General features: G+C 61.6%; 23 protein-coding genes and 1 pseudogene. 13 read left to right on the top strand and 11 right to left on the bottom strand.

Annotated elements, in window-relative coordinates; all coding sequences use genetic code 11:
- Positions 1–110: 110 nt before the first annotated feature.
- Positions 111–1,457, bottom strand: coding sequence for an MFS transporter (locus ACNFCH_RS01030; RefSeq protein ID WP_337157843.1), 1,347 nt, complete (start codon positions 1,455–1,457; stop codon positions 111–113).
- 324 nt (positions 1,458–1,781) lie between these two features.
- Entirely contained in the window at positions 1,782–2,657 is an 876-nt protein-coding gene (pcaR, locus tag ACNFCH_RS01025) for a pca regulon transcriptional regulator PcaR (RefSeq protein ID WP_230392792.1), read from the bottom strand.
- Between the two features lie 568 nt (positions 2,658–3,225).
- Here pcaR and ACNFCH_RS01020 point away from each other — a divergent pair.
- From ACNFCH_RS01020 to ACNFCH_RS01010, 3 genes are all read left to right on the top strand, one after another.
- Positions 3,226–3,426, top strand: coding sequence for a hypothetical protein (locus tag ACNFCH_RS01020; protein WP_196163104.1), 201 nt, complete (start codon positions 3,226–3,228; stop codon positions 3,424–3,426).
- 320 nt (positions 3,427–3,746) lie between these two features.
- Entirely contained in the window at positions 3,747–5,219 is a 1,473-nt protein-coding gene (locus ACNFCH_RS01015) for an inorganic phosphate transporter (protein WP_196163103.1), read from the top strand.
- A gap of 113 nt (positions 5,220–5,332) precedes the next feature.
- Entirely contained in the window at positions 5,333–6,751 is a 1,419-nt protein-coding gene (locus ACNFCH_RS01010) for an IS1182 family transposase (RefSeq protein ID WP_416742102.1), read from the top strand.
- Between the two features lie 136 nt (positions 6,752–6,887).
- Here the strand turns inward: ACNFCH_RS01010 and ACNFCH_RS01005 are convergent, their stop codons facing one another.
- Positions 6,888–8,363: a helicase HerA-like domain-containing protein gene (locus ACNFCH_RS01005; RefSeq protein ID WP_416742101.1), complete on the bottom strand. Its 1,476-nt coding sequence runs from the start codon at positions 8,361–8,363 to the stop codon at positions 6,888–6,890.
- A gap of 166 nt (positions 8,364–8,529) precedes the next feature.
- On the opposite strand from ACNFCH_RS01005, the pseudogene ACNFCH_RS01000 reads away from it, so the two are divergent.
- The 5 genes and pseudogenes from ACNFCH_RS01000 to ACNFCH_RS00980 form a co-directional block, all read left to right on the top strand.
- Positions 8,530–9,546 (top strand): annotated as a pseudogene (locus tag ACNFCH_RS01000) (cache domain-containing protein); the annotation flags it as partial.
- 93 nt (positions 9,547–9,639) lie between these two features.
- Entirely contained in the window at positions 9,640–10,404 is a 765-nt protein-coding gene (locus tag ACNFCH_RS00995) for a methyl-accepting chemotaxis protein (RefSeq protein ID WP_372340684.1), read from the top strand.
- Positions 10,405–10,595: 191 nt separating this feature from the next.
- Positions 10,596–11,717, top strand: coding sequence for a glycosyltransferase family 4 protein (locus tag ACNFCH_RS00990; RefSeq protein WP_416742100.1), 1,122 nt, complete (start codon positions 10,596–10,598; stop codon positions 11,715–11,717).
- Positions 11,710–12,474, top strand: a complete 765-nt coding sequence (locus ACNFCH_RS00985) for a DUF2334 domain-containing protein (protein WP_416742099.1) — start codon at positions 11,710–11,712, stop codon at positions 12,472–12,474. The genes ACNFCH_RS00990 and ACNFCH_RS00985 overlap by 8 nt, the downstream gene beginning before the upstream one ends.
- Positions 12,471–13,463: a lysylphosphatidylglycerol synthase transmembrane domain-containing protein gene (locus ACNFCH_RS00980; protein ID WP_337157848.1), complete on the top strand. Its 993-nt coding sequence runs from the start codon at positions 12,471–12,473 to the stop codon at positions 13,461–13,463. The genes ACNFCH_RS00985 and ACNFCH_RS00980 overlap by 4 nt, the downstream gene beginning before the upstream one ends.
- Before the next feature lie 159 nt (positions 13,464–13,622).
- On the opposite strand, the gene purU is transcribed toward ACNFCH_RS00980, so the two are convergent.
- Positions 13,623–14,474, bottom strand: a complete 852-nt coding sequence (purU, locus tag ACNFCH_RS00975; RefSeq protein WP_070094647.1) for a formyltetrahydrofolate deformylase — start codon at positions 14,472–14,474, stop codon at positions 13,623–13,625.
- Between the two features lie 303 nt (positions 14,475–14,777).
- Between purU and mvaT the strand changes: the two genes are divergently transcribed.
- Entirely contained in the window at positions 14,778–15,155 is a 378-nt protein-coding gene (gene mvaT, locus ACNFCH_RS00970) for a histone-like nucleoid-structuring protein MvaT (RefSeq protein WP_070094648.1), read from the top strand.
- A gap of 77 nt (positions 15,156–15,232) precedes the next feature.
- Here the strand turns inward: mvaT and sbcB are convergent, their stop codons facing one another.
- The 3 genes from sbcB to ACNFCH_RS00955 form a co-directional block, all read right to left on the bottom strand.
- Positions 15,233–16,663: an exodeoxyribonuclease I gene (gene sbcB / locus ACNFCH_RS00965; protein WP_416742098.1), complete on the bottom strand. Its 1,431-nt coding sequence runs from the start codon at positions 16,661–16,663 to the stop codon at positions 15,233–15,235.
- A gap of 90 nt (positions 16,664–16,753) precedes the next feature.
- Positions 16,754–17,113 carry a PilZ domain-containing protein gene (locus tag ACNFCH_RS00960; RefSeq protein WP_196163094.1) on the bottom strand — a complete coding sequence of 120 codons (360 nt, stop codon included), beginning with the start codon at positions 17,111–17,113 and terminating at the stop codon, positions 16,754–16,756.
- Positions 17,114–17,234: 121 nt separating this feature from the next.
- A complete protein-coding gene (locus tag ACNFCH_RS00955) occupies positions 17,235–17,618 on the bottom strand; it encodes a tetratricopeptide repeat protein (protein WP_196163093.1) in 384 nt (127 codons plus the stop codon).
- A 181-nt stretch (positions 17,619–17,799) separates the two neighbouring features.
- Here ACNFCH_RS00955 and pyk point away from each other — a divergent pair, with 181 nt between their 5' ends.
- Positions 17,800–19,251, top strand: a complete 1,452-nt coding sequence (gene pyk / locus ACNFCH_RS00950) for a pyruvate kinase (RefSeq protein WP_196163092.1) — start codon at positions 17,800–17,802, stop codon at positions 19,249–19,251.
- 68 nt (positions 19,252–19,319) lie between these two features.
- Here pyk and ACNFCH_RS00945 read toward each other — a convergent pair whose 3' ends face one another.
- Positions 19,320–20,252, bottom strand: coding sequence for an iron-sulfur-binding ferredoxin reductase (locus tag ACNFCH_RS00945; RefSeq protein WP_337157850.1), 933 nt, complete (start codon positions 20,250–20,252; stop codon positions 19,320–19,322).
- A gap of 255 nt (positions 20,253–20,507) precedes the next feature.
- Here ACNFCH_RS00945 and ACNFCH_RS00940 point away from each other — a divergent pair, with 255 nt between their 5' ends.
- Positions 20,508–22,031 carry a fumarate hydratase gene (locus ACNFCH_RS00940; protein ID WP_070094654.1) on the top strand — a complete coding sequence of 508 codons (1,524 nt, stop codon included), beginning with the start codon at positions 20,508–20,510 and terminating at the stop codon, positions 22,029–22,031.
- 121 nt (positions 22,032–22,152) lie between these two features.
- Here the strand turns inward: ACNFCH_RS00940 and ACNFCH_RS00935 are convergent, their stop codons facing one another.
- Complete coding sequence (locus ACNFCH_RS00935; protein ID WP_337157851.1) at positions 22,153–23,025, bottom strand: carbon-nitrogen hydrolase family protein; 873 nt, start codon at positions 23,023–23,025, stop codon at positions 22,153–22,155.
- Positions 23,022–23,612, bottom strand: a complete 591-nt coding sequence (locus ACNFCH_RS00930; protein WP_337157852.1) for a GNAT family acetyltransferase — start codon at positions 23,610–23,612, stop codon at positions 23,022–23,024. Before ACNFCH_RS00930 ends, ACNFCH_RS00935 begins: the two co-directional genes overlap by 4 nt.
- A gap of 115 nt (positions 23,613–23,727) precedes the next feature.
- Between ACNFCH_RS00930 and ACNFCH_RS00925 the strand changes: the two genes are divergently transcribed.
- Positions 23,728–24,126: a nuclear transport factor 2 family protein gene (locus ACNFCH_RS00925; RefSeq protein ID WP_337157853.1), complete on the top strand. Its 399-nt coding sequence runs from the start codon at positions 23,728–23,730 to the stop codon at positions 24,124–24,126.
- Positions 24,127–24,303: 177 nt separating this feature from the next.
- Here the strand turns inward: ACNFCH_RS00925 and ACNFCH_RS00920 are convergent, their stop codons facing one another.
- Positions 24,304–24,870: a DJ-1/PfpI family protein gene (locus ACNFCH_RS00920; RefSeq protein WP_070092394.1), complete on the bottom strand. Its 567-nt coding sequence runs from the start codon at positions 24,868–24,870 to the stop codon at positions 24,304–24,306.
- A gap of 209 nt (positions 24,871–25,079) precedes the next feature.
- Here ACNFCH_RS00920 and ACNFCH_RS00915 point away from each other — a divergent pair, with 209 nt between their 5' ends.
- Entirely contained in the window at positions 25,080–26,027 is a 948-nt protein-coding gene (locus ACNFCH_RS00915) for a hypothetical protein (protein ID WP_416742097.1), read from the top strand.
- Positions 26,028–26,066 lie beyond the last annotated feature (39 nt).

Below are 26,066 nucleotides of genomic sequence, written 5' to 3'. Positions count from 1 at the left end.
TGGGCGGGGCGCTTACAATCCGATAATCGCACTTTTGTTCGATTATCGAACCGTTTGTTGTTCTGCTATCCATTCGTCCCAGACCTTAGCGCACGCCCCCTCCTGAGCGATCAGGTCGCGTCGGCGTGGCTCACCAGCCCCTTCACCACCACGCCCACGGTGGCCAGTGCCGCCGGCACCAGCAGCGCGGTCAGCACCTGCTCGAAATTCCAGCCAAGCCCCAGCAATGTCGCGCCACTCCAGGCGCCGAGGATCGCGCCGAACCGACCGATGCCGAGCATCCACGACACCCCGGTGGCGCGCCCTTGAGTGGGGTAGAACCGCGCCGCCAGCGAGGGCATGGCCGATTGCGCGCCGTTGATGCACATGCCCGCCACCAGCACCAGGGTCGCCAGCAGCGTCATGTTGCCCAGGCTCTGCCCTACCGCGTAGGCAAACACCCCCGCCAACAGATAGAACAGGCCAATGACCTTGTGCGGGTTGAAGCGGTCCATCGCCCAGCCCACGCCCACTGCGCTGAGCACACCGCCGAACTGGAACAACGCACCGATGAACGCCGCCTGCTCCATGCTCGCGCCACTGTCACGCATGAGCGTTGGCAACCAGCTGGTCAGCAGGTAGACGATGACCAGCCCCATGAAATAGGTCAGCCAGAGCAATACCGTGCCCAGGCCATAGGTACCGGAGAAGATCACCGCGAACACGTTGCCGGCCGCCACCGCCTTTTGCTCCGGCACGCTGAAGCTGGACGCCTCGGCCACCTTGGCGGGGGCAATCGGAGCCAAGGTCTTGCGGACCTTGTCGATGCCGCGATTACGCACCACCAGAAACCGCGCGGACTCCGGCAACCACACCAGCAGCACCACGGCCAACAACAACGGCAGCACGCCACCGATCACCAGCAGGCTATGCCAGCCGTAGGCCGGGATCAGCTTGGCGGAAATGAAGCCACCACCAGCCATGCCCAAGTTGAAGCCACAGAACATGCTGGTCACCAGCAGCGACTTGAGTCGCTCGGGGGTGTATTCGGAGAGCAGCGTAGTGGCATTGGGCATGCCAGCGCCCAGCCCCAGGCCGGTCAGAAAACGCAGCACCAGCAGTTGATCGACGTTGGTGGCATAGGCCGAGGCCAGGCTGAAGCCGCCGAATACCAGTACGGCGCCGACCAGAACGCCCTTGCGCCCGAAGCGGTCAGCCAAAGGTCCGGAACCCAGGGCACCGAACACCATGCCGATCAGCGCAGCGCTCATCACCGGGCCAAGGCTTGCGCGGTCGATGCCCCATTCTTGGGACAGGGCCGGAGCGATGAAACCCATGGCAGCGGTATCCAGACCATCGAGAAAGACGATCAGAAAGCACAGGATCACCACCCGCCATTGATAGCGGGACAATGGCTGGTCATTGATGAAGGATTGGACGTCGAGGCAATTTCCGACAGCGGTTTGCGGTTTATTCATTGTTGTTGTCCGGAAAATGAGGCGCAGGCAGGCCACTGCACACAGGGCATGCGCAGGGAGCAGGATAAGCGAATGAGTCGGTGAATCAGCCGGAAAGCGGCGACGCTGCTGGCGGGTGCGGCCGCGACAGCGAAAGGACAGTGCTCATGGGTGCGTCTCGATGTTGTTATTGTCCGGTCGGCAAACCGACCGCTGCGAAAGACATTAATCAGCCCATCGGGCGTGCGCAATTCGCGGGAAACGAGACTGTGCGTTTATCGAACGGGAAACGCGCCGAACGGTTCGGCCCTGCATCGTGAAGGGGCCGCAAGCGGCCCCACCACGCTATCCAAACAACTGGTGACAGAGGTCCCGGCTGGCCGCCAGCAAGATGGGCAAGAAGCGCTGTTCCAATTCGCTGCGCGTCACTCGCCCCACGTGGGTACTGACGTTGAGGGCTGCCAGTACCTGCCCGGAGGCGTCATAGATCGGCACGGCGATCGAACGCAGCCCCTGCTCCAACTCTTGGTCCACCACGCACCAGCCCTGGGCACGCACCTGCTGGATGCAGGCGAACAGCGAGTCCGGATCGTGCAGGGTTCGACTGGTGCGAGCCTTGAGGTCGGCGCGCTCGAGGTATTCCCAGAGGCTCGCATCGTCCAGCGCCGCCAGCAGGATTCGCCCCATGGACGTGCAGTAGGCCGGCAAACGGCCTCCCACCGACAGATCGACCGAGATCAACCGCTCCACCGTGGCCGAACGGGCGATATAGAGAATGTCGTCGCCTTCGAGCGTCGCCATGTTGGCCGCCTCGTGCAACTGATCGCTGATACGGTCCAGGTAAGGCTGTGCGGACACGGCCAAGGGTGTCGAGGAAAGATACGCATGCCCCAGGGTCAGGACCTTGGGTAGCAGCGAGTAGGTACGCCCATCGGTGGTCGCGTAGCCCAGCTTGATCAGGGTATGCAGGCAGCGGCGCACCGCCGCCCGCGGGATCTCGGTGCGATGGCTGATCTGGGCGATGGTCAGATGGCGCTTGCGCTCCTGGAAGGCTTGGATGACCGCCAGTCCACGGGCCAGGGACGTCATGAAGTCCGGGTCACCGGTGAACGCCTGGATACGCTTGGCGGGCGAGGCCACGATCGGCGGGGCCAGCGCAGGCGCTGCGGTACGTCCTGGCTCCGAATTGGCGGAGGCCTTGTCCTGGGTTTCTTCGCTCATGGTGAACCTCAAAAAAAACGGTCGCTTGTGCGATTATCGAACCAACGGCCGATAATCGCAATTGACCGCTGACACTTTTACTTATACCTTTCTCCTGCCACATGTGGCTTCTTTGGAGAGACTGGTCAGGTACCCACCGTAGAAGTCCCCAGGCAACGGCCTCGTTACTCACGAGGCCGTTTTTGTTTTTCTTGTTGTTCGCCCGAACTTTCATGGGCGAGCCCGCCTCGAACTTTCACGGTCGATTTGATTATCGCCGTTGTGCCTATCCATAACTTTGAATGTTTTGGCACGTGGCGCTAAAGAATGATGGCCATTGACTTGTCGATTGCTATAATCAAACTCGCTGGCCGGATCGCTCATTCAGAACGACCGCCTCCGGCGCCTCCTTCGAGCCGCCGCCAGCAAGCCAGGTGCAGGGCTCAGGGCCTACTCCCCGTTAATCCAAGTGCCATGTACCTCATGGATCCTGTCGCTGCGACAGCATGTTCGCCTTGGTGACGTAGCCGTCTGCATAACTTTGCAGAATGAAGGCCAAGGCAAAATTTCAACCTATTCGGGTATTACTGTGACGAAAGAAGAACTGCGCGCGGAACTCGAGCGCCAGGCTGAACGTTACAAGGAAGTATACGGTGGTGAAGTCACCACCTACGCCGCGCAATCGGAACCGGAGCGCAAACCATGGCGCAAGCGCGCCACTGTCCAAGACCAGGTCTTCGCCCAAGAGCTGGAAAAAATGGAAAAGGAACTGCGCAGCGAGCACACCTGACCCGGTGTGCCTTGTGAAGCGACGCACCACCGCCTGAAGGGTATTGGTGCGCGCTGGGGTTTTGACTGAAGCGACATGGATGAAATGGAATTACACAAATTTCATACAACCGTTTGAATCACTCCATATTTTCATGATTCCGGGCTTTTCCTGGTTTTTTACGGTTTTTTACCGATTTTAACCACGCAAAAACCCGCCAACCTCACCTCTACCGGCAGCATCCACGAGGGTTTGTCAGCCTCGTTGATCTGTCGTGGGGGCATCGATTGCCAAGGTTTTCTGGCATAATCGCGCCCCCCTATGACCGCCAGACAACCTTCATGATCGATTTATTCAGCGGACTGGATGCGTGGGTGCTGGTGAGCTTGCTGCTCGCTCTGACCTTCGTGCTCGCATTCGAGTTCATCAATGGCTTTCATGACACCGCCAACGCGGTAGCCACCGTCATCTATACCAAAGCCATGCCACCGCACCTGGCCGTATTCTTTTCCGGGGTGTTCAACTTCCTTGGGGTTCTGCTCGGCGGCGTCGGGGTGGCCTATGCCATCGTCCACCTGTTGCCAGTCGAACTGCTGATCAACGTGAACACCGGACACGGGCTGGCCATGGTCTTCTCGTTGCTGGCCGCGGCCATCACCTGGAACTTGGGCACCTGGTACTTCGGCATTCCCGCTTCCAGCTCCCATACGCTGATCGGCTCGATCCTCGGCGTGGGCCTGGCCAATGCCCTGCTCAACGACATCCCGCTGGGCGATGGCGTCAACTGGCAGAAGGCGATCGACATCGCCATGTCGCTGGTGGTCTCGCCCATGGCTGGCTTCGCCGTCGCGGCCCTGGTGCTGATCGGTCTGAAATGGTGGCGCCCGCTGTCGAAGATGCACAAGACACCGGAACAGCGCCGCAAGCTGGACGACAAGAAGCACCCACCCTTCTGGAACCGTCTGGTGCTGGTGATTTCCGCGATGGGCGTCAGTTTCGTGCACGGTTCCAATGACGGGCAGAAAGGCATCGGCCTGATCATGCTGGTACTGATCGGTATCGTTCCTGCCAAGTTCGTCCTCGACCTGAACAGCACCACCTACCAGATCGAGCGCACCCGCGACGCGACCCTGCACATGAGCCAGTTCTACCAGCGCAACGCCGCCACCCTGGGCGAGTTCCTGGCACTGGGCAAGGCCAAGTCGACCGACCTGCCGGAGCAGTTCAGCTGCAACCCGCAGCAGACCGAGCCAACCATTGCCGCCCTGCAATCGTCGCTGCACGGTGTCACCGACTACCGCGACCTGAGCGCGGAGAAGCGCGTCGAAGTCCGTCGCTACCTGCTCTGCCTGGATGACACCGCCAAGAAGGTCGGCAAGCTCCCAGGCCTGGAAAGCCGTGAAAAGGCCGACCTCGAGAAGCTGCGCAAGGACCTGACCGCCACCACCGAATATGCACCGTTCTGGGTGATCGTGGCCGTCGCCCTGGCCTTGGGCCTGGGTACCATGGTCGGCTGGAAGCGCGTGGTACTGACCGTTGGCGAGAAGATCGGCAAGCAGGGCATGACCTACGCCCAGGGCATGTCGGCACAGATCACCGCGGCTTGCGCCATCGGCATGGCCAACGTGTTCAGCCTGCCGGTCTCGACCACCCACGTATTGTCGTCGGGTGTGGCCGGTACCATGGTCGCCAACAAGAGCGGCCTGCAAGGCGGCACCGTGAAGACCATCCTGCTGGCCTGGGTCTTGACCTTGCCAGCCTCGATGGGCCTGGCCGCCGGCCTGTTCTGGTTGGCCTCCAAGGCCATCGGCTGATCGATACCGCTTGTAATGAAAAAGGCGCCTTCTCAGACTGTGTGAAAACCTAGCAATCTGCCCGGCCCTTTAAGAGAATGCTCCATATCGAAAGATACGGAGCATTTTTCGTTATGGCCTACATACAAGGAGAGTCCCGCAGTCAGACCAGCCTGTTCCCGGTCTCGCTGGAGGAATTGATCCCTGAAGATCACCTCGTACGGGTCATCGACCTGTATGTCGCCAAGCTGGATCTGGGTCAGCTCGGCTTTGAGAAAACTCAGCCCAAGGCCACCGGGCGCCCCGCCTACGATCCCGCCGATCAGCTCAAACTCTACCTTTATGGCTATTTCCAGCGCATTCGTTCGTCCCGTCGCCTGGAAGCTGAATGCCAGCGCAACATCGAAGTGATGTGGCTGATCAACCGGCTTAAACCCGACTTCAAGACCATCGCCGACTTCCGTAAGAACAACAAAGCTGCGTTCGTCACGACGTGCCGGGCTTTTGTGCAGTTCTGCCGAACTGCCGGTTTGATTGCCGGTGACCTGGTTGCCATTGACGGGAGCAAGTTTCAGGCAGTCGCTTCCGCGCGACGCCATCTGAACTTGAATCAGCTCAAGCGTCAGGACGAGAAGCTGGATAAGCGCATCGCCCAATATCTGGCTGACCTGGATGCCGCTGATAAGACTGAGGGCGAGCAGGTGGTAGATCGCACTGCGATCAAGGCAGCCTTGGCGGAGCTTGAGGCCAAGCAGCAAGACAATCGCAGTTGCCAAGCCTTGATGCAATCGATGGGGCTGGAGCAATTCAACGCGCACGAAAGCGATGCCCGAATGATGCGCACGCCCAAGGGGGCGCGTGTTGCCTATAACGTGCAGACTGCTGTCGACGCAGAACACTGCCTGATTTTGCATCACGAAGTGACGCAAGAAGGTGATGACCGCAAGCAGCTCGAACCCATGGCTAAAGCAGCCAAGGCCGAACTTGGGCAAGACGCTCTGACCGTGACAGCGGACATGGGCTACTCAAACGGCCAGCAGTTCCAGGCGTGTGAGGACGCCTCCATTACTGCGTACGTGCCGCCAAACCGAACCTCGAACCCAGGCGGAGAGGCATTGTTCGAGCGCAAGGACTTTACCTACGACGCTGAACAGGATCGCTATCAGTGCCCGGCAGGTCAGTGGTTAACTTTGAAGCAACGTTACAAGGGCGACCGGATCTACCAGGCAGCAATCAGCGACTGTGCTGGATGTGCGCTGAAAACCCAATGTACGACGGCCAAGCGCCGCTACGTCTCGCGTCACGCACAGGAGGAGGCCTTTGAACGAATGGCGAAGCGGATGCAACTGCATCCGGAAATGATGGAGCTACGTAGATCCACCGTGGAACACCCATTTGGCAATCTTAAACAATGGCTATTTGGGAACGGGCGCTTCCTGCTGCGACAACTCGAAGGGACAAGGGCTGAGATGGCTCTGGCCGTGACCGCATACAACCTCAAGCGGGCGATCAGCGTACTGGGTACCAAAAAAATGATGCAGTTGATGGGCTGAAGAGCCTTTTTTCAGCACAAAAACAAACGCCCCGAACAAGTCGGGGCGTTTGGTCTAAGGCCTGTCAGTGTGTTTTCACACAGTCTGTTCTGGCGCCTTTTTCATGTATTTCCGTTTCTCCGTGCCCCGTGACTGACTAGCGTCGCTTGCCGCCCAGCAGCGAACCCATCAGCCCACGCACCAACTGGCGCCCCAACTGATTGGCCGCCTGACGCACCGCCGATTTGATCGCCTGCCCCGCAGCGCTCTGCAAAAACTCGCCGGCCTTGTCGGCAAAGCTTTCCTCATCGGCCTTGGGCTGCGGCGCGGGCTCTACCGGCTCGCCCTTGCGAGCGGTCAACATCTCGTAGGCTGACTCACGGTCGACCGGTTTGTCATAACGCCCCGCCAATGGCGAAGCTGCAACCAGCGCCCTGCGCTCGGCCTCGGTCAATGGCCCGATGCGCGATTGCGGCGGCGCCACCAGTACCCGCTGGACCATTTCCGGCGTGCCCTTATCCTGCAGGGTACCCACCAGCGCCTCGCCTATACCCAACTCGGTCAACACAGCAAGTGCATCGAACGCAGGATTGGGGCGGAAACCGTCAGCCACGGCCCTGAGCGACTTCTGCTCCTTGGCGGTGAACGCACGCAGCCCATGCTGGATACGCAAACCCAACTGCGCCAACACCGCATCGGGCAAGTCCCCTGGCGACTGCGTGACGAAATACACCCCTACGCCTTTGGAGCGGATCAGCCGCACCACCTGCTCGAGGCGGTCCTGCAAGGCCTTGGGAGTGCCGTTGAACAACAGGTGCGCCTCGTCGAAGAACAACGCGAGCACCGGTTTGTCGGCATCGCCGCGCTCGGGCAACTGCTCGAACAGCTCGGCCAGCAACCACAAAAGGAATGTGGCATAGACCTTCGGCGCCTCATGGACCAGCCGACTGGCATCGAGCAAGTGGATACGCCCTCGCCCGTCGCGGTCCGGGCGCAACAGGTCCTCCAGTTGCAAGGCCGGCTCGCCGAACAGGGCCTCAGCGCCCTGCTGTTCCAGGGTCGCCAGGCGACGCAGCAGGGCCTGGGTAGAGCCGGTGGTCATCAACGCACTGTCCTCACCCAGCAATTGCGGGTTGTCCTTCAGGTGCCCAAGCAACGCCTTGAGGTCCTTGAGGTCCAGCAGTAACAGCCCTTCGCGGTCGGCCAATTTGAACGCCGCGTACAACGCGGCCTGCTGGCTGTCGGTCAGTTCCAGCAAGTTGCCCAGTAGCAGAGGCCCCATTTCGCTGAGCGTCGTTCGCAAGGGATGACCCGACTCCCCCGCAATATCCCACAAGGTCACGGGATAAGCCTGAGGGTGATGCCCCAGCCATGGCATCCCGGCAATACGTTCGGCCACCTTGCCCTGGGGGGCACCCGCCGCCCCCAGGCCACACAGGTCGCCCTTCACATCAGCGGCGAACACCGCAACACCCGCATCGCTGAAGACCTCGGCCAGGCGTTGCAGGGTCACGGTCTTGCCCGTCCCTGTGGCACCGGCAACCAGCCCATGGCGGTTGGCCAGGCGCATGGCTTGGCTCACTGGCTGGCCATCAGGCCCCGCCCCTACAACTATTTGCGAAGTATCCGACATCTTCTTTCATCCTCTATTCAAGCTTTGCCGCCTAACGGCCGATACCCCGTGGTGATACTCACTCTGAAAAACAGAAACATCCCGAAAAGGACCTCCGGCGATTGTTGCACTGTTTTCAAGCTGCCTTCGTGCGAACGACCCGATAAAAACCTTAGCGGACCACGCCATGAACAAAAGCCTACGTTTTAGCCACAAGATTCTCTTGGCGGCGTCTTTGATCGTGATACTCGCCTTCAGCCTGTTCACCCTTTACAACGACTATCTCCAGCGTAATGCGATTCGCGCCGATCTGGAGAGTTATCTGGCTGAAATGGGCGAGTCCACCTCGACCAACATTCGCAACCTGTTCGATGGCCGAATCAAGCTGGTGGAAAACCTGTCGCAGAACATCGCACAGAATCCGGCCAATGCCGAAACCTTCATGGGCCAACAGGCTCTGCTGTCGAGCTTCCTCACCGTCTACCTGGGCAAGGTCGACGGCGGCTTCAGCGTACGCCCCGACTCCAAGATGCCCGATGGCTACGACCCTCGCGTGCGCCCCTGGTACAAGGACGGCATGAACGCCAGCGGCGCCATGCTGACCGAACCCTACATCGACCTGACCACCAACAAGATGGTCATCGGCATCCTCAGCAAGGTCTCGACCAGCGTCGGCGTGGTCGGTGGCGACCTGGCCCTCGATGGCCTTGTGGACATCATCAATTCGCTGGACTTCGGCGGCATGGGCTATGCCTTCCTGGTCAATGACCAAGGCAAGATCCTGGTGCACCCGGACAAGGAACTGGTGATGAAGTCCCTGTCGGACCTGTTCCCACAGCAAACGCCCAAGCTTTCCGGCGAGCTGACCGAAGTCGAGTCCGACGGTAAGGCACGTTTGCTGACCTTCACCCCGATCAAGGGGCTGCCTTCGGCCAACTGGTACATCGGCCTGTCGGTGGATAAAGACAAAGCCTTCGCCATGCTCAGCACCTTCCGTACCTCGGCGGTGATCGCGACGATCGTGGCGGTAGTCATCATCATCGCCCTGCTGGGCTTGTTGATCCGCGTGCTGATGCAGCCATTGCACACCATGACCCGCGCCATGGAGGACATCGCCGAGGGTGAAGGCGATCTGACCAAGCGCCTGCAGATCCACCAACACGATGAGTTCGGCATCCTCGGCACAGCCTTCAACCGCTTCGTCGAGCGTATCCACGGCTCGATCCGCGAAGTGTCCTCGGCCACTGAGCAAGTCAACGAAGTGGCCCTGCGGGTAATCAGCGCCTCCAACTCGTCGATGACCAACTCCGACGAGCAGGCGAACCGCACCAACAGCGTCGCCGCCGCCATCAACGAGCTGGGCGCCGCCGCCCAGGAGATCGCCGGCAATGCGGCCCAGGCCTCTCAGCACGCCACCTCGGCGCGCCTGCTGGCCGAAGAAGGCCAGCAGGTGGTAGAGCGCAACATCGAGGCGATGAATCGCCTGTCCGACCTGATCGTCACCTCCAGCGCCCACATCGAGACGCTCAACAACAAGACCGTCAACATCGGCCAGATCCTCGAGGTGATCACCAGCATCTCCCAGCAGACCAACCTGCTGGCGCTCAACGCGGCGATCGAAGCTGCCCGTGCCGGCGAGGCTGGCCGCGGCTTCGCCGTGGTCGCCGACGAAGTGCGCAACCTCGCCCACCGCACCCAGGAATCGGCGCAGCAAGTGCAGAACATGATCGAGGAGCTGCAGGTCGGCGCCCGTGAGTCGGTCGAAACCATGGGCCAGAGCCAGCGCCACAGCCAGGACAGCGTAGAAATCGCCAACCAGGCCGGCGAGCGCCTGGACAGCGTGACCGTGCGTATCGGCGAGATCGACGGCATGAACCAGTCGGTGGCCACCGCCACCGAGGAACAGACTGCCGTGGTCGACTCGATCAACATGGACATCAACGAAATCAACATGCTCAACCAGGAAGGCGTCGAGAACCTGCAGGCCACACTGCGCGCCTGCTCGGACCTGGAACAGCAAGCCACCCGCCTCAAGCATCTGGTCGGCAGCTTCCGCATCTAGTGCTTCAAGCGGCAAGCTTCAAGCAGCAAGAAAAGCCGGCGGGGCACCGCTGATTCTTGCAGCTTGAAGCTTGAGGCTGACCGCTGCCTCCCTCCGATCGAACAAACTATCCTTCAGTAAGGTCAACCTTTAGGCGCGTCATCGCCTGCTCATCGCAGCCCGATGACAGACCCGAAGACGATCCCGGAGGGATGCTGATCGTGCACATCGCTGACATCACCATGTTCTACGCCCCGGCCAGCGGCGGCGTACGTACCTATCTTGATGCCAAACATCGCCGACTCGACGCCAGGCATGGCGTGCGTCACAGCCTCTTGATCCCCGGCGCCAGCGCCTCCGATGCCGACGGCATCTACCAGGTGCCAGCACCGCCTCTGCCTTTTGGCAACGGCTACCGCTTTCCGGTGCGCCTGGCCCCTTGGTGCAACGTGCTGCGACGCCTGCAACCTGACCTGATCGAAGTCGGCGACCCCTACCTCACGGCCTGGGCCGCCCTCGAGGCGCGGCGCAAGCTCGACGTGCCGGTGATCGGTTTCTACCACTCCGACCTGCCGCTGCTGGTGAGCAACCGCATGGGCAACTGGTTCACCCCGAACGTCGAGGCCTATGTCAGCAAACTGTATGGAAACTTCGACCGGGTGCTGGCTCCCAGCCAGGTGATGGCCGACAAACTCTGTCGGCTAGGCGTCAAAGACGTGCATGTACAGCGCCTGGGGGTCGACCTGTGTACCTTCAACCCCGAACACCGGGATCCAGGCCTGCGCGCCGAGCTCGGAATCCCCGACACCACCCGCCTGTTGGTATTCGCCGGACGTGGCTCGCGGGAGAAGAACCTACCGGTGCTGCTCGACTGCATGACACGCCTGGGCCGCCACTATCATTTGCTGCTGGTGGGCTCGAACATGCCTGCCAACGTGCCGGACAACGTCAGCGTCATCGACCATTTCTGCCCTCCTCAAGCGGTCGCTCGCCTGTTCGCCAGTGCCGACCTGCTGGTGCATGCGGGCGATCAGGAAACCTTCGGCCTGGTCATCCTCGAGGCCATGGCCAGCGCGCTGCCGGTGGTGGCCGTACGTGCCGGCGCCTTCAGCGAGATCATCGATGAACGCTGTGGACGCCTGTGCACGCCCAACGACGCCCACGCCATGGCAACCGCCGTACGCGAAACCTTCGAGGCCGGTGTACGTCGGCTGGGCACCCAGGCGCGTCGCCATGTCGAGCAGCACTACGCCTGGGACCGTGTGGTCGATGGCCTGCTGGAACACTACCAGGCCGTGCTCGGCCACCAGCCGCAGGTACGCGCCCATGGTTGACGCAGACGCCGCGCCGCGCAGCCTGATGCTGGTGCTGCACGACGTCGCGCCCGAAACCTGGCCGGACTACCAGCCGTTCGTCCAAGCCGTGGACCGCCTGGGCAACGTGCCCATGACATGGCTGGTCGTACCGGACTTCCACCACCGCAACCCCCTGTCCCGCTCGCCGACCTTCTGCCGCCTGCTCGAGCGACGCCTGGCCCAGGGCGACGAACTGGCCCTGCACGGTTACTTCCATGCCGACGACGGGCCAGCGCCGCGCAGCGCCCGCGAATTCTTCATGCGCAGGATCTACACCTACGAAGGCGAATTCTATGGGCTAGACGAGGCCGAGGCCTTGCTGCGCCTGGAGGCGGGCCTGGAAGTGTTCGACCGCCACGGCTGGCCCGTGGCCGGCTTCGTCGCTCCAGCCTGGTTGATGAGCGAGGGCACTCGCCAGGCTCTGCGCCGGTTGCCGCTGCGCTACACCAGCACACCCCAACACCTCTATCGCCTGCCGGAGTTCACCGCCATCGAGGCCCCGGGGCTGGTGTGGAGCGCCCGCAGTGCCTGGCGACGAGGGCTTTCGCGAATGATCTGCGATTGGCAAGGTCGTCGCTGGCGCAACGCGCCCACCTTGCGCCTGGGCCTGCATCCTGTGGACATGCGCCATCGTGCCGCTCGCGAATACTGGCTACAGACCCTGCAAACGCTGCTGGCGCAAGGCCGCCAACCGTTGACCAAATCCGCCTGGCTGGCGCGACAGGCCCAGGCATGAACCGCCTGGGCTGGCTGGGCTTGGCGCTGTTGCTGGCGTTGCTGGTCCCCACCTTGCTCGGTGGCAGTGATCTGCTGACGCGCCTGCGCGCCTTCGCCCCGAGCCTGATGGCGGTGCTGTTGGGCATGATCCTGCTGTGCTGGGTCATCAATGCCGTGCGCCTGCGTCTGTTGCTCGGCCAGCAAGGTGCCCGGCTCGGTCGGGTGCGCAGTCTGGGGGTGGTCATGGCCACCGAATTCGCCATCTGCACCACGCCGGGCGGCAGTGGTGGGCCACTGACCCTCATGGCGCTGCTGGCGCGCGAACGCATCGGCCCAGCGCGCAGCGGCGCGGTGTTCGCCATGGATCAGTTGAACGATCTGGTGTTCTTCTTCTGCGCGATGCTGTCGATTGCAGGCTATGCCCTGTTCCACAGCCTGGGGCACACCCAACAGAGCATGCTGCTGGGCAGTGCCCTGCTGTTGTGTTCGGCGCTGGTGGGAATTCTTGCGTTGCTGCGCTACCGGCGCGCGGCGATGCGGCTAAACGGCCGGCTGCTACGCCGGCTAGGCGTGCCGGCGCGGCGCAGATGGCGGTGGGCGCGCAAACTGTTGCGTTTCGTCCATGCCCTGACAGACACCTGGCGCCTGCCCAAGCGCATCCTGCTACTGGTTTTCAGTTTGACCTGCGTGCATTGGAGCCTGCGCTACAGCGTGCTGTACCTGGTCCTGCGGGGGCTGGGAGTGGAGCTTTCGTGGATCCCGAGCTTTCTGGTGCAGATCCTGTCGCTCAGCGCCGGGCAGTTCAGCCTGCTGCCAGGCGGCGCCGGGGCCGCCGAGTTGACCTCAGCGAGCCTGCTGGCCCCGCTGGTGGGCAGCTCGACGGCGGCCGCGGCGATCCTGATCTGGCGCGCGGTCACCTACTATTTCTATCTGATCGCCGGGGGCCCGGTGTTCGTCTGCCTGCTGGCGCGTCCATTGCTGGAGCGCTGGCGTCGACAGGCGGGTTGAGCTGGCGCCAAAGTTCGGCCGCCCCCGGAAAGGGAGTGCCGACTTCGTCGCCCAAGGCCTGGAGATCGAAGCGGGCGAGGCAACCCTCGCCCACGGTCGGCGGCACCTGGGCCGCGGCCTTGTCGCGAGGGTCAGCCATCGCGTCGCCCGCCGTCGGCCTTAGTCGAACACCACGGTCTTGTTGCCATGCACCAGGACGCGATCTTCCAGGTGATAGCGCAGGCCGCGGGCCAGGACCATCTTCTCCACGTCACGACCGAAACGCACCATGTCTTCGATGCTGTCGGCGTGGGTGACGCGCACCACGTCCTGTTCGATGATCGGACCGGCGTCCAGCTCTTCGGTGACATAGTGGCAAGTCGCGCCGATCAGCTTCACACCGCGCAGCGCCGCCTGGTGGTACGGCTTGGCGCCGACGAACGAGGGCAGGAAGCTGTGGTGGATGTTGATGACTTTTTCGGCGTATTCCTGGCACAGCTGCGGCGGCAGGATCTGCATGTAGCGCGCCAGCACCACCACGTCGGCCCCATGCTCCTGGACCAAACGCGAGACCTCGGCAAAGGCCGGTTGCTTGTCCTTCGGATCGACCGGCACATGGAAGAACGGAATGCCGTGCCACTCGACCATGCTGCGTAGGTCGTTGTGGTTGGAGATCACGCAGGGGATGTCGCAATCGAGCTCGTCGGTGTGCCAGCGGTGCAGCAGGTCGGCCAGGCAGTGGGATTCGCGGCTGGCCATCAGCACCACGCGTTTCTTCTGGGCCGAGTCGGTGATCCGCCAGGTCATGGAGAACTCTTCGGCGATCGGCGCGAACGCCTCGCGGAACGCTTCGATGCCAAATGGCAGGGATTCGGCGCGGATCTCATGGCGCATGAAGAACCAACCGCTCTGCTCATCGGAGTGGTGGCTGGCTTCGTTGATCCAGCCGTTGTACAAGGCCAGGAAATTACTGACTTTTGCCACGATGCCGACACGGTCGGGGCAGGCAATCACCAGTCGATAGGTGCGCATGAAGGAGACTCCGGAAACTTCGCAAAGGCGCACATTCTAGCGGCCTGCCAGGAAAAACGCAGTAATGATTGCCTCCGCTACAGTACACACACGCGAGACGCGAGGGGCAAACGTGCCAATTGAGCCGCTCACGTAGGAAATGATGAATTTGTCAGACGATATGTAAATTTTTCTTAACCAAATGCCTGCAGTGTCCCACGCCAATTAACAGTTTATTGCCTTTTTAATTGTTTACTTGAGAGTATCGCCTGTCTATTATTGGCCCGAACTGTTTCTCTTGAACATTGCACTAAGGACCACTCCATGTCCCTGATCAACGAATACCGCGCTACCGAAGAAGCCATCAAAGAACTTCAGGCCCGCCTGGCCAACCTGTCGCAAGATGACAAACTGAAGAAAGAACTGGAGTTCGAAGGCAAGCTGCGCGCACTGATGGGCGAATACTCCAAGTCCCTGCGTGACGTGATCGCCCTGCTGGATCCAGAGTCCAAACTGAGCAAAGCACCACGCGGTGCGACCAAGACCACTGGCACCAAGCGTGCTCGCAAGGTCAAGCAATACAAGAACCCGCACAATGGCGAAGTGATCGAAACCAAAGGCGGCAACCACAAAACCCTGAAAGAATGGAAAGCCAAATGGGGTGGCGACGTGGTTGAAGGTTGGGCAACCCTGCTGGACTGATTGACCACAGGCTGCCTCTTGCACGCCCAATAAAAAACGCCGGCACATTGCCGGCGTTTTTTATTGGGCTCCCCGCCCTAGCGTTGATACTGCGTTTTCAACCGCTGGACATGGGCCTGCCAGGCCTCCAATACACCTCTTCCAGCAGCGTCCGCCGTCGCCAAGGCGCTCTGGCAAGCCTGCTCGAAATCACCCAGCGTGTTGGGCGCGCCCAGGCGCGGGTCGCTCAAGCGCTGCTGGCAGAACAAGAACCAGCGTTGCCGCTCCTCGGCATTCAAGGTGTCGGCGAAGTTTCTTGCCCGGTAACGGAATAAAAGCTCCGACATTCTGGGGTCATCGAACATCCAGTGCCCGTGGCCCAATTGCGCAGGTTCGAGGGTGCGCACTTGTTCACACAGGCGACGATCCCGGTCCCCCAGAAAACCGTCATATAACTGTTGCTCAGGATCCTCACTGGGCGCGAACTCATCGCCGCTGTAAATGCCCTCGAGCTTTTCCTGCCAAATAGGCTGTTGCTCGGCCAAGTGTTCCCCACGGCGTTGCAACAGCGACATCTCCAGACTCAGCCGCTGCTGATCTACAGGGCGCAATACCGACAACGGCGCCACGACCGGGCAACGATTGATGTGCACCAACTTCAGCGGAACGGGTAATTGTCCATCAGGCAATTCGTCACGCCGGGTATACAAACGTTGTCGTAATGTTTCTGTGGTCTCTTGCAATAGCGGCAAGGTATCCAGGTGCAGGTCGCACACAATCAGTGCATTCCGATTACGCGGGTGCCAGGCCAATGGCAATACCACACCCAGATAATTACGCTCTGCAGAGAAACGGCCGGATACATGTACCAGCGGCTGCAAAAGACGAATCTGCTCCATCACCTTGTGCTTGCTGCGCAACTGGAACAACCAGTCATATAACTTGGGTTGCTTCTGGCGAATCAGGCGAGCCAGGGCGATCGTGGCCCGTACGTCGGAAAGCGCCTCGTGGGCGTGGCCATGGTCGATGCCGTTGGCCTTGCTCAGCAGTTCCAGGCGCAGACTGGTGCGGCCATCCTGCTGCGGCCAGACGATGCCCTCCGGGCGCAAGGCATAGGCGGTGCGCACCACGTCGATCAGGTCCCAGCGGCTGTTGCCCCCTTGCCACTCACGGGCGTAGGGCTCGAAGAAATTGCGGTAGAGGCTGTAGCGAGTGACTTCGTCATCGAAGCGCAGGGTGTTGTAACCCGCGCCACAGGTGCCGGGACGGGCCAGTTGCGCGTGGACCCGGGTCATGAATTCGGCTTCGCACAGGCCATCACGCTCCAGTTGCGCGGGCGTGATGCCGGTGACCAGGCAGGCGGCAGGATGCGGCAGGATATCGTCGCTGGGGCGGCAATAGAGGCTGATGGGCGCCTCGATCTCATTGAGTTCAAGGTCCGTGCGTACACCGGCGACCTGCAGCGGGCGGTCGCAGCGTGGATTGATGCCGGTGGTTTCGTAGTCGTGCCAGAAGATGCTGGAGCTCACGGGGTCTTCCTGTAACAAGGTCGACCAGAGTCTAGCGATCTGACAGGCCGGTTCGCACCCTCGATTTCGATGCGGCGCGTTGCCGAAGGCTCAGGCGGAGGCGTTGATCGGGCGAAAGCTGAAGTAATTTCGCAGCGCCCGGACGAAGTCGTCATACTCCCGCGGCGGCTGCAACAGCATGAAGCCGGCGTCATAGTGACCGGGCGTCTGATCTTCACGGCACCACAGGCAACTGGCGGTGAGATTGATGCACTGCACCCCGCCACCGGCCATGGGCAGGCGCAGTTGCAATTCGAAATCCGGCCCCACCAGCACCGGCAGATGGCTGATCAACATCATGCCGTCTTCGGAGGCATTGCCCAGGTAGCCGATCTGCTGGTCGGTGAACCGGTTGTAGACCTTGAGGACACAAGGCAACTGGTGGCGTTCTATATGGCGTTGGATAAACATGGCGTGGCGCGATCCGTACCTGATGCCAGGAAGACAAGGTACTGGCGGTGAACGTTACATCTTGTTAACAGATTAGCTCAGCGCGACTTCGCATTTCCATGAAATCAAGAACACCTTGGTGTTAACGCCAAGGTGTACCGGTCGCAGGCGACGCTACCGCCGACTCGCCCCGCAGATGCCCGAGCTGCTCGAGGGTCTGTAGGCGCGCCTTGGCGCGATAGGCGTACTCGTTCTGTGGATAACGCTGGATCAGGTACTGGTAGGTCTGGGCCGCGTCCATGTAGAGCTTCTGGCGCTCCAGGCACTGGCCACGCAACATCGAGACTTCCGGATGGATGAACGGGCGCGCACGGCTGGTACGGTCCACCTCCGACAGCTCCAGCATCACGCGCTGGCAATCGCCCCGGTCATAGGCACGGTAGGCGTTGTTCAGGTGATGGTCCATCGACCAGCGGGTGCAGCCGACGACACTGGCCGCGACGGCTAAAACGATCAGGGCTCGCATGGGGGATCTCCTTTGATGGACAGTGTATCGGCCTGGCGCGGCAAATCTTCACACGTATGTGCAAGCATACCTCGACCGTTCAAACGCCACCCTGACACGCGGTGAGGTAGTGCAACGGAACAATGACTACAGCGATATTCAGGAGTAGCCTTTCGCTGCGCTTCACTATAGGAGTCTGTGCATGACCATCCGCCGTACCAAAATCGTCGCCACCCTTGGCCCCGCCAGCAATTCACCGGAAGTGATCGAACAACTGATCCTCGCCGGCCTGGACGTGGCACGCCTGAACTTCTCCCACGGCACTCCAGACGAGCACAAGGCCCGCGCCCGCCTGATCCGCGACATCGCTGCCAAGAATGGCCGCCACGTCGCACTGCTGGGCGACCTGCAGGGTCCCAAGATCCGCATCGCCAAATTCAGCAACAAGCGCATCGAATTGAAGATCGGTGACAAGTTCACCTTCTCCACCGCCCACCCGTTGACCGAAGGCAACCAGGACATCGTCGGTATCGACTACCCCGACCTGGTCAAGGACTGCGGCGTTGGCGACGAACTGCTGCTCGACGACGGCCGCGTGGTCATGCGCGTCGAGACCGCCACCGCCGATGCCCTGCACTGCGTGGTGATCATCGGTGGCCCGCTGTCCGACCACAAAGGCATCAACCGCAAAGGTGGCGGCCTGACCGCCCCGGCCCTGACCGAAAAAGACAAGGCCGACATCAAACTGGCCGCGGAAATGGACCTGGACTACCTGGCCGTCTCCTTCCCGCGTGATGCCAGCGACATGGAATACGCCCGCAAGCTGCGCGACGAAGCCGGCGGCACTGCCTGGCTGGTGGCCAAGATCGAACGCGCCGAGGCCGTCGCCGACGACGAGACCCTGGACAACCTGATCGCCGCCTCCGACGCGGTGATGGTCGCCCGTGGTGACCTGGGTGTGGAAATCGGCGACGCCGAGCTGATCGCCATCCAGAAGAAGATCATCCAGCACGCCCGCCGCAACAACAAGGCGGTGATCGTCGCGACCCAGATGATGGAGTCGATGATCCAGAACCCGATGCCGACCCGCGCCGAAGTCTCGGACGTGGCCAACGCCGTGCTGGACAACACCGACGCGGTGATGCTCTCCGCCGAGAGCGCCGCCGGCGCCTACCCGATCGAAGCGGTCCAGGCCATGGCTCGGGTCTGCCAGGGCGCCGAGAAGCACCCGACCAGCCAGAAGTCCAGCCATCGCCTGCACACCACCTTCGAGCGCTGCGACGAGAGCATCGCCCTGGCCGCGATGTACACCGCCAACCACTTCCCAGGCGTCAAGGCGATCATCGCGCTGACCGAGAGCGGCTACACCCCGCTGATCATGTCGCGCCTGCGTTCGCACGTACCGATCTACGCCATGTCGCCGCACCGCGCGACCCAGGCCCGTGCGTCGCTGTTCCGCGGCGTCTACCCGATCGCCTTCGATCCGGCCTCGTTGCCGGCCGAAAAGGTCAGCCAGGCAGCGGTCGACGAACTGCTCAAGCGCGGCCTGGTGCAACAGGGTGACTGGGTGATCCTGACCAAGGGCGACAGCTACCACACCATCGGTGGCACCAACGGCATGAAGATCCTGCACGTAGGTGATCCGCTGGTCTGATGTCGTCAGACCCTGGGGCCGCTACGCGGCCCATCGCAACAGGAGGGCAACCCCCTCCTGTTGTTCACTCAAGCATGCTCGGTGAACACATCGGCAAACACCTGGTTTCTCGGCACCCCGGCAATGAACAGCCGCCGCGCGAACCGCTCCACGCTCCCCGGTGCGCCACACAGCAGCGCCACGGTCTGTCGCGACGACGGACGCAACCCCGCCAACGCTTCCTCTACCCGATCCGCCACCACCTGTTGCACGTCCAGCTGTGGATAACGGCTCGCCAAGGCCTCTAGTCCCTCAGCCAGGTAGTGCCCCTCATCATCGCGCGCCACATGCAACACCTTGATCGCCCCCTGATGCCCCTGACGCAACGCCTCGCGCAGGATGCCCCACAACGGTCCCAGGCCCGTCCCCGCCGCGAGCAGCCACAGCGGCCGCTCCTGCCAGTCCGCGTCGTAATGCAAGGCTGCGCCCCTGAGCTCGCCCAAGCGCAGCTCATCCCCAACGGCCAGTTGCCTGGCCTTGTCGCAAAAGGCGCCCGACAGGCGGCAGTCCAGGTGAAACTCCAGGAACGCGTCCTCGCCTGGCAGACTGGCCAGCGAATAAGGCCGTGCGACGCCGTGCAGCCACAGCACCAGATGCTGGCCCGCCTGATAGCGCAGAGGCCGCCCGGGCTCAAGACGCAAACGCAAGACGTCACCGAACCAGTCGAGCTCGCAGACCCGCGCGGGCAGGCCATCGCTCAGCGGGTCGAAGACCGCAACCCGCAGATCGCCACTCACCCGACACTGGCAGGCCAAGCGCCAGCCCTGCTCGCGTCGCTCGCGGTCCAAAGCCTCGGGCATGGCATCCTCGGGTTGCCCTTCCAGGCAATGCACCAGGCAGGCGTGGCAACTGCCGGCGCGGCAGCTGTAGGGCACGGCGTAGCCAGCGTCATTGAGGGCGTCGAGCAGGTTGCTGGCGGCCGGCACGGTCCAGCGCTGCTCGCCGACGCGAAGTTCGGGCATGATCGAGACGTCTCCACACATCACTGCGCCCACTCTAGGGCTTGGCCGGCAATTCAGCAAAAAGGATGCCCGCACGCTGCCGACCTTGGTCCAGACCACACGCAGGTGTGCCGGGCACCGATGCGCGCTATACTGCCGCGCCCTTTTGCGTCGGCCACTGCCTGCCGGCGCGCCTTGCAAGGTGTTTCGACGCGCTGGTCGGCTGTGTCGGAAGAACCTTTTTGAATGTTCCCGTCTTTAAGAGGAGCGCGCTGCATGACCGTGATCAAGCAAGACGACCTGATTCAGAGCGTTGCCGACGCCCTGCAATTCATCTCGTACTACCACCCCGTCGATTTCATCCAGGCGATGCACGAGGCTTATCTGCGTGAAGAGTCGCCCGCTGCGCGCGACTCCATCGCCCAGATCCTGATCAACTCGCGCATGTGCGCCACCGGCCACCGCCCGATCTGCCAGGACACCGGTATCGTCACCGTGTTCGTGCGTGTGGGCATGGACGTACGCTGGGACGGCGCCACCCTGAGCGTCGACGACATGATCAACGAGGGTGTGCGTCGCGCCTACAACCTGCCTGAAAACGTCCTGCGCGCTTCGATCCTGGCTGACCCCGCCGGTGCCCGCAAGAACACCAAGGACAACACCCCGGCCGTCATCCACTACTCCATCGTTCCCGGCGACAAAGTCGAGGTCGACGTCGCAGCCAAGGGCGGCGGCTCGGAGAACAAGTCGAAGATGGCCATGCTCAACCCGTCCGACTCGATCGTCGACTGGGTCCTGAAGACCGTTCCGACCATGGGCGCTGGCTGGTGCCCGCCTGGCATGCTGGGTATCGGCATCGGCGGCACCGCCGAGAAAGCCGCGGTCATGGCCAAGGAAGTGTTGATGGAATCCATCGACATCCACGAACTCAAGGCCCGTGGCCCGCAGAACCGCATCGAGGAACTGCGCCTGGAGCTGTTCGAGAAGGTCAACCAGCTGGGCATCGGTGCCCAGGGCCTGGGCGGCCTGACCACCGTGCTCGACGTCAAGATCATGGACTACCCGACCCACGCCGCCTCGCTGCCGGTCTGCATGATCCCCAACTGCGCCGCCACCCGTCACGCCCACTTCGTGCTGGACGGCTCCGGCCCGGCCGAGCTGGAAGCCCCGTCGCTGGACGCCTACCCGGAAATCGTCTGGGAAGCCGGCCCAAGCGCCCGTCGCGTCAACCTCGACGCGATCACCCCGGAAGAAGTCGCCAGCTGGAAGCCGGGTGAGACCCTGCTGCTCAACGGCAAGATGCTCACCGGTCGCGACGCTGCGCATAAGCGCATGGTCGAGATGCTCAACCGCGGCGAAGAGCTGCCGGTCGACCTCAAAGGCCGCTTCATCTACTACGTCGGCCCGGTCGATCCGGTCGGTGACGAAGTGGTAGGCCCTGCTGGCCCGACCACTGCGACCCGCATGGACAAGTTCACCCGCCAGATCCTCGAACAGACCGGCCTGCTGGGCATGATCGGCAAGTCCGAGCGTGGTCCGACCGCCATCGAGGCGATCAAGGACAACAAAGCGGTGTACCTGATGGCCGTCGGCGGCGCTGCCTACCTGGTGGCCCAGGCGATCCGCAAATCCCAGGTCCTGGCCTTCGCCGAACTGGGCATGGAAGCGATCTACGAGTTCGAGGTCAAGGACATGCCGGTCACTGTCGCGGTGGACAGCAACGGTGAGTCGGTGCACATCACCGGTCCCGCCCTGTGGCAAAGCAAGATCGCCCAGAGCCTGGCGGTCGAAGTGAAGTAAGCCTGATGTAGCAGCGGCGCCCGTTTCGCGGGTAAACCCGCTCCCACAGGAGGCCCACTGATCCTGAAAACAGTGGCGTTCTTGTGTGAGTGGGCTTACCCGCGAAGGGGCCGCAACTGTTCTATCCAATTCTGTCGAACTGCTCTGGCCAGTCCCTGCGGGTAAACACCTGCCCTTCCTGCCTCACCCGCCTCACCTGCTGCAAATCCACCTCGCACATCAGCCACTGGCTGGTTGCAGGGCACCATTCATTGCTCTGTGCGATCACCCCATCTCCTGGCATACCATGATCCGGCGGCACGAACAGTCCTGCCCTTCCGATATTCTCGTCAAGCGCCGGCGACCAAGGCGCCGTGCCCACCGTGGGGCTTTGTAGCACCGCGATCTGATTTTCCAGTGCTCGGGCCTGGGCGCCGATGCGTACCCGGTGATAGCCAGCCTCGGTGTCGGTGCAGCTTGGGGCCAGAATCAAGTCGGCGCCCCTTTCGGCCAGGTGCCGGGCAAGCAAGGGAAACTCGTTGTCGTAACAGATCAGGATGCCCAGCCGCCCCAAGGCGGTGTCGAACACCTTGAGCCCTTCCCCGGCAGCGATGTCCCACTGCTCGCGTTCGAAGCGCGTCATGATCAGTTTGTCCTGATAGCCCATCACGCCGTCAGGACCGAACAACCAGGCGCGGTTGCGGTAGCGGCCGTCGGCCTCACGCACCGGCAGGCTGCCCGGCTGCAGATAGATTCCCCAGCGCCGGGCGATTCCCTCGCACAAGGCCATCCAGGGTTCGACCAGCGGCTGGATGCCCGCGATCGAGCCCTTCAGGTCGCTCCGTTGCTCGGGGGGTAACTGGCCACTGAGGACCAGCCCCGCATACTCCGGCAGCAGCAACAACTGCGCCCCCGCCTCGACGGCCTCGGCGCACAGGCCCTGGAGATGCTCGGCGTAGGCCTCCCAGGTCTCATGCAGCTCGATGGCGTACTGGCAGGCGGCGAGGCGGATCATATAGGTAGTTCCTTGAGCCAGAACGACATGATCTTCGCTGACGCCTGCTTCTCGTCGAGGTCGCGCCAGGCATAGGTAGTGCGCAACGAAGGCTCGTGCAGGAAGCCTCGATTCCGCCAGAAGCCATGCAGGGGCTTGTAGTCCGACGGTCTCCTGGGATGGCCGGCCGGGCGTTCGACCGCACAGAAGGCGCAGTAGTCGAATTCAGCGAGCTTGTGGGCATAGGACTCGCGCTCGATGAAAAAGCGCACACCCAGGCCCTGGCCACGGTAGGCCGGCAATAGCACCGACTCGCCAAAGTAGTAGACGGTGGCCGGATCACGCCCCTGCGCCAGGAAAGGTTGCTGGAACTCAGGCGTTTCGTCACTCAAGGGCAGGCCCGTGGAAGCGCCCACAACCTTGCCCTGGTCGATGGCCAATACCGCCAGGCTGCGCCCGGAACGGGCGTAGGTGGAGAGATAGTCGGCCTCATATTCCGGCGTACCGTCATAAAGGTAGGGAAACTCGCGAAACACCGAAAGGCGCAGGCGAGCGAGGTCATCGATGTAAGGCGCAATCGCGGCGCCGTGCAACAGGCGGATTTCCATGCTTAGCGGTCGTTTTGTCGATGTGGATGACGCGCTCGGCTAAGCCGGGCTTGAGGGGAAACCCTATCATCCGGCCCAAACCATCCCCTTTCCCGTACACGACAGGAACATTGCCATGACCGCTACCGAACTTGTGAACGCTTACTACGCAGCCTTCAACGCAGGCGACATGCCGACCTTTCTCGGCCTGCTCAGCGAGGATGTGATTCATGACATCAACCAGGGTGAGCGGCAGATGGGCAAGGCGGCGTTCGCGGCGTTCATGGACAAGATGAACCGCTGCTACCGGGAGCGTCTGGCGGACATCGTGGTCATGCAGAATGCCGACGGAAGTCGCGCGGCGGCGGAGTTCACCGTCCATGGGGAGTATCTGGCCGACGACGAAGGGCTACCGCCGGCCAATGGGCAGACGTATGTGCTGCCGGCGGGGGCGTTCTTCTATATCCATTGTGGGAAGATTGCTCGGGTGACCAATTACTACAACTTGAATGATTGGGTTGAGCAGGTAGGTTGAGTTTTTTGAGGGGCGTGTGAATATCCAATGTTGGTGGGGGCGCTGATGGCGCTTTTCGCACTTACGGCGACCTACTTTTGCTCTTGGGCAAAAGTGACCCGCCGTAAGGGCGCAACGGTGAGTCAGCGTCAACAACTCAAATGAATGAACCCACCAACACGGACCTGGCCCAAAAAACTACCCAAGCACCCGCAGAAACGCCGCCAACCAGGCAGGATGCGCCGGCCAGGCAGGCGCCGTCACCAGATTCCCATCCACATGCGCCTGGTCCAGAGCGATATCCACAAACCGCCCCCCCGCCAACCGTACCTCAGGTGCACACGCCGGATACGCACTGCACTCACGCCCCTCCAGCACACCTGCCGCCGCCAGCAACTGCGCCCCGTGACACACCGCCGCGATCGGCTTGCCCGCCTGGTCGAAGGCCTTGACCAACGCCAGCACCCGCTCATCCAGGCGCAGGTACTCAGGCGCTCTGCCCCCAGGAATCAGTAACGCGTCATACCCCTCGGCACGCACCTGCACGAAATCGAAGTTCAGGGCGAAATTGTGCCCTGGCTTCTCGCTGTAGGTCTGGTCCCCCTCGAAGTCATGGATCGCCGTGCGCACCGTCTGTCCAGCCAGTTTCTCAGGGCACACCGCATGCACCGTATGCCCGACCATCTTCAGCGCCTGAAACGGCACCATCACTTCGTAGTCCTCGACGAAATCACCCACCAGCATGAGAATTTTCTTGGCCGTCATCGCATCCACTCCTTGCGTTGCATAGGAACAATCCTTGCACGATAACCCGCTTTGCTGGATCCGACTAAGCCAATCGGCACAGAGCCCGTCGAATGGTTTCCGACCCAGCAGCTTGCCTGCAGTGCGGTAGTTATATATCTCCACGCCGCTCGGAACGCCCACTTTAATGAGTCGAAATTCCCATACAGGTCAGACTCGTGATCCGCACAATGCAAGCCAATCAATGGCTCCGACGCTTCCGCATCGACATTACTTCCAACTCGAACCGCCTCTATGCCAATGGCCGACAACAAGTCAAAGTCAGCATCACGCTAGAAGCGCGTGAGGGGCAAACCATTAGTTCAGCGTCACTGAACAGCCTAAGGCTCTTCGTACTTGATGACGATGGCGCTGTTATAGACCTCACACATACAGACACAGCAAACACGGGTCTGAAAGCGGCCACCAGGCGCGATGAACGATTCGAGTACCATGCGCACCCCCCACAGATACACACGAGGTCCTTGAGCAGATCGTTGAGTAGCTCGCTCAAGGTGCTACGCCGTCACTTCTATGTGTCCTCGACGCTTCCGGGCGGCACGCTCAGTAGGCTTCATGCCCGCATTCAGAAAGATGACGACACCTGGTTCGATACGCTTGTGGCCCCCTTCGTATCGTCGGTAGAGATCGAATCGATTTCTCCGCTTCGCCTGGACGAAACCCATTTCGAACTGGACAGAGAGGATGCGCATGACCATGAGAACTACGACCTTGATCTCTGGTACCTGCGTTTCATTAATCCCAACTTCCGGATTGTGGCCAACAGAAGTCTGAAATGTCCCGGTGGCAGGCACTTCTCCATCCAGTCCACAGGCTATACCTCCACGACAACCGTGGGCCAAATTCATTACATCTCGAAAATCCATACGCTTCATGCTTTCGATATCGGCAAACCGCCGCACTGGTATTCCCTGGGCCGCAAGTTTCATATCGCGCTGAATGCTAAACCAGGGGCCATGACGCTGCTCTATGCACGATTGACCGTCAGACAGAGAGTGGTCATCGGCAAGCGATACGAAAGTGTCTGGGCGGTCATCGACCAGCACGGCAACGAACATATGGTCAAATTTCGCCCCACGGATGACGGCAAGCGAATCGGCTTCACCACGAACTTCTGAAGCCGCGCTCACCGACACCCGATCTCTCGACACGAGTTC

It is taken from the genome of Pseudomonas sp. NY15354 (assembly GCF_048068075.1).
GTDB lineage: Bacteria > Pseudomonadota > Gammaproteobacteria > Pseudomonadales > Pseudomonadaceae > Aquipseudomonas > Aquipseudomonas guariconensis_C.
This window is presented reverse-complemented; position numbering and strand designations above follow the sequence as displayed.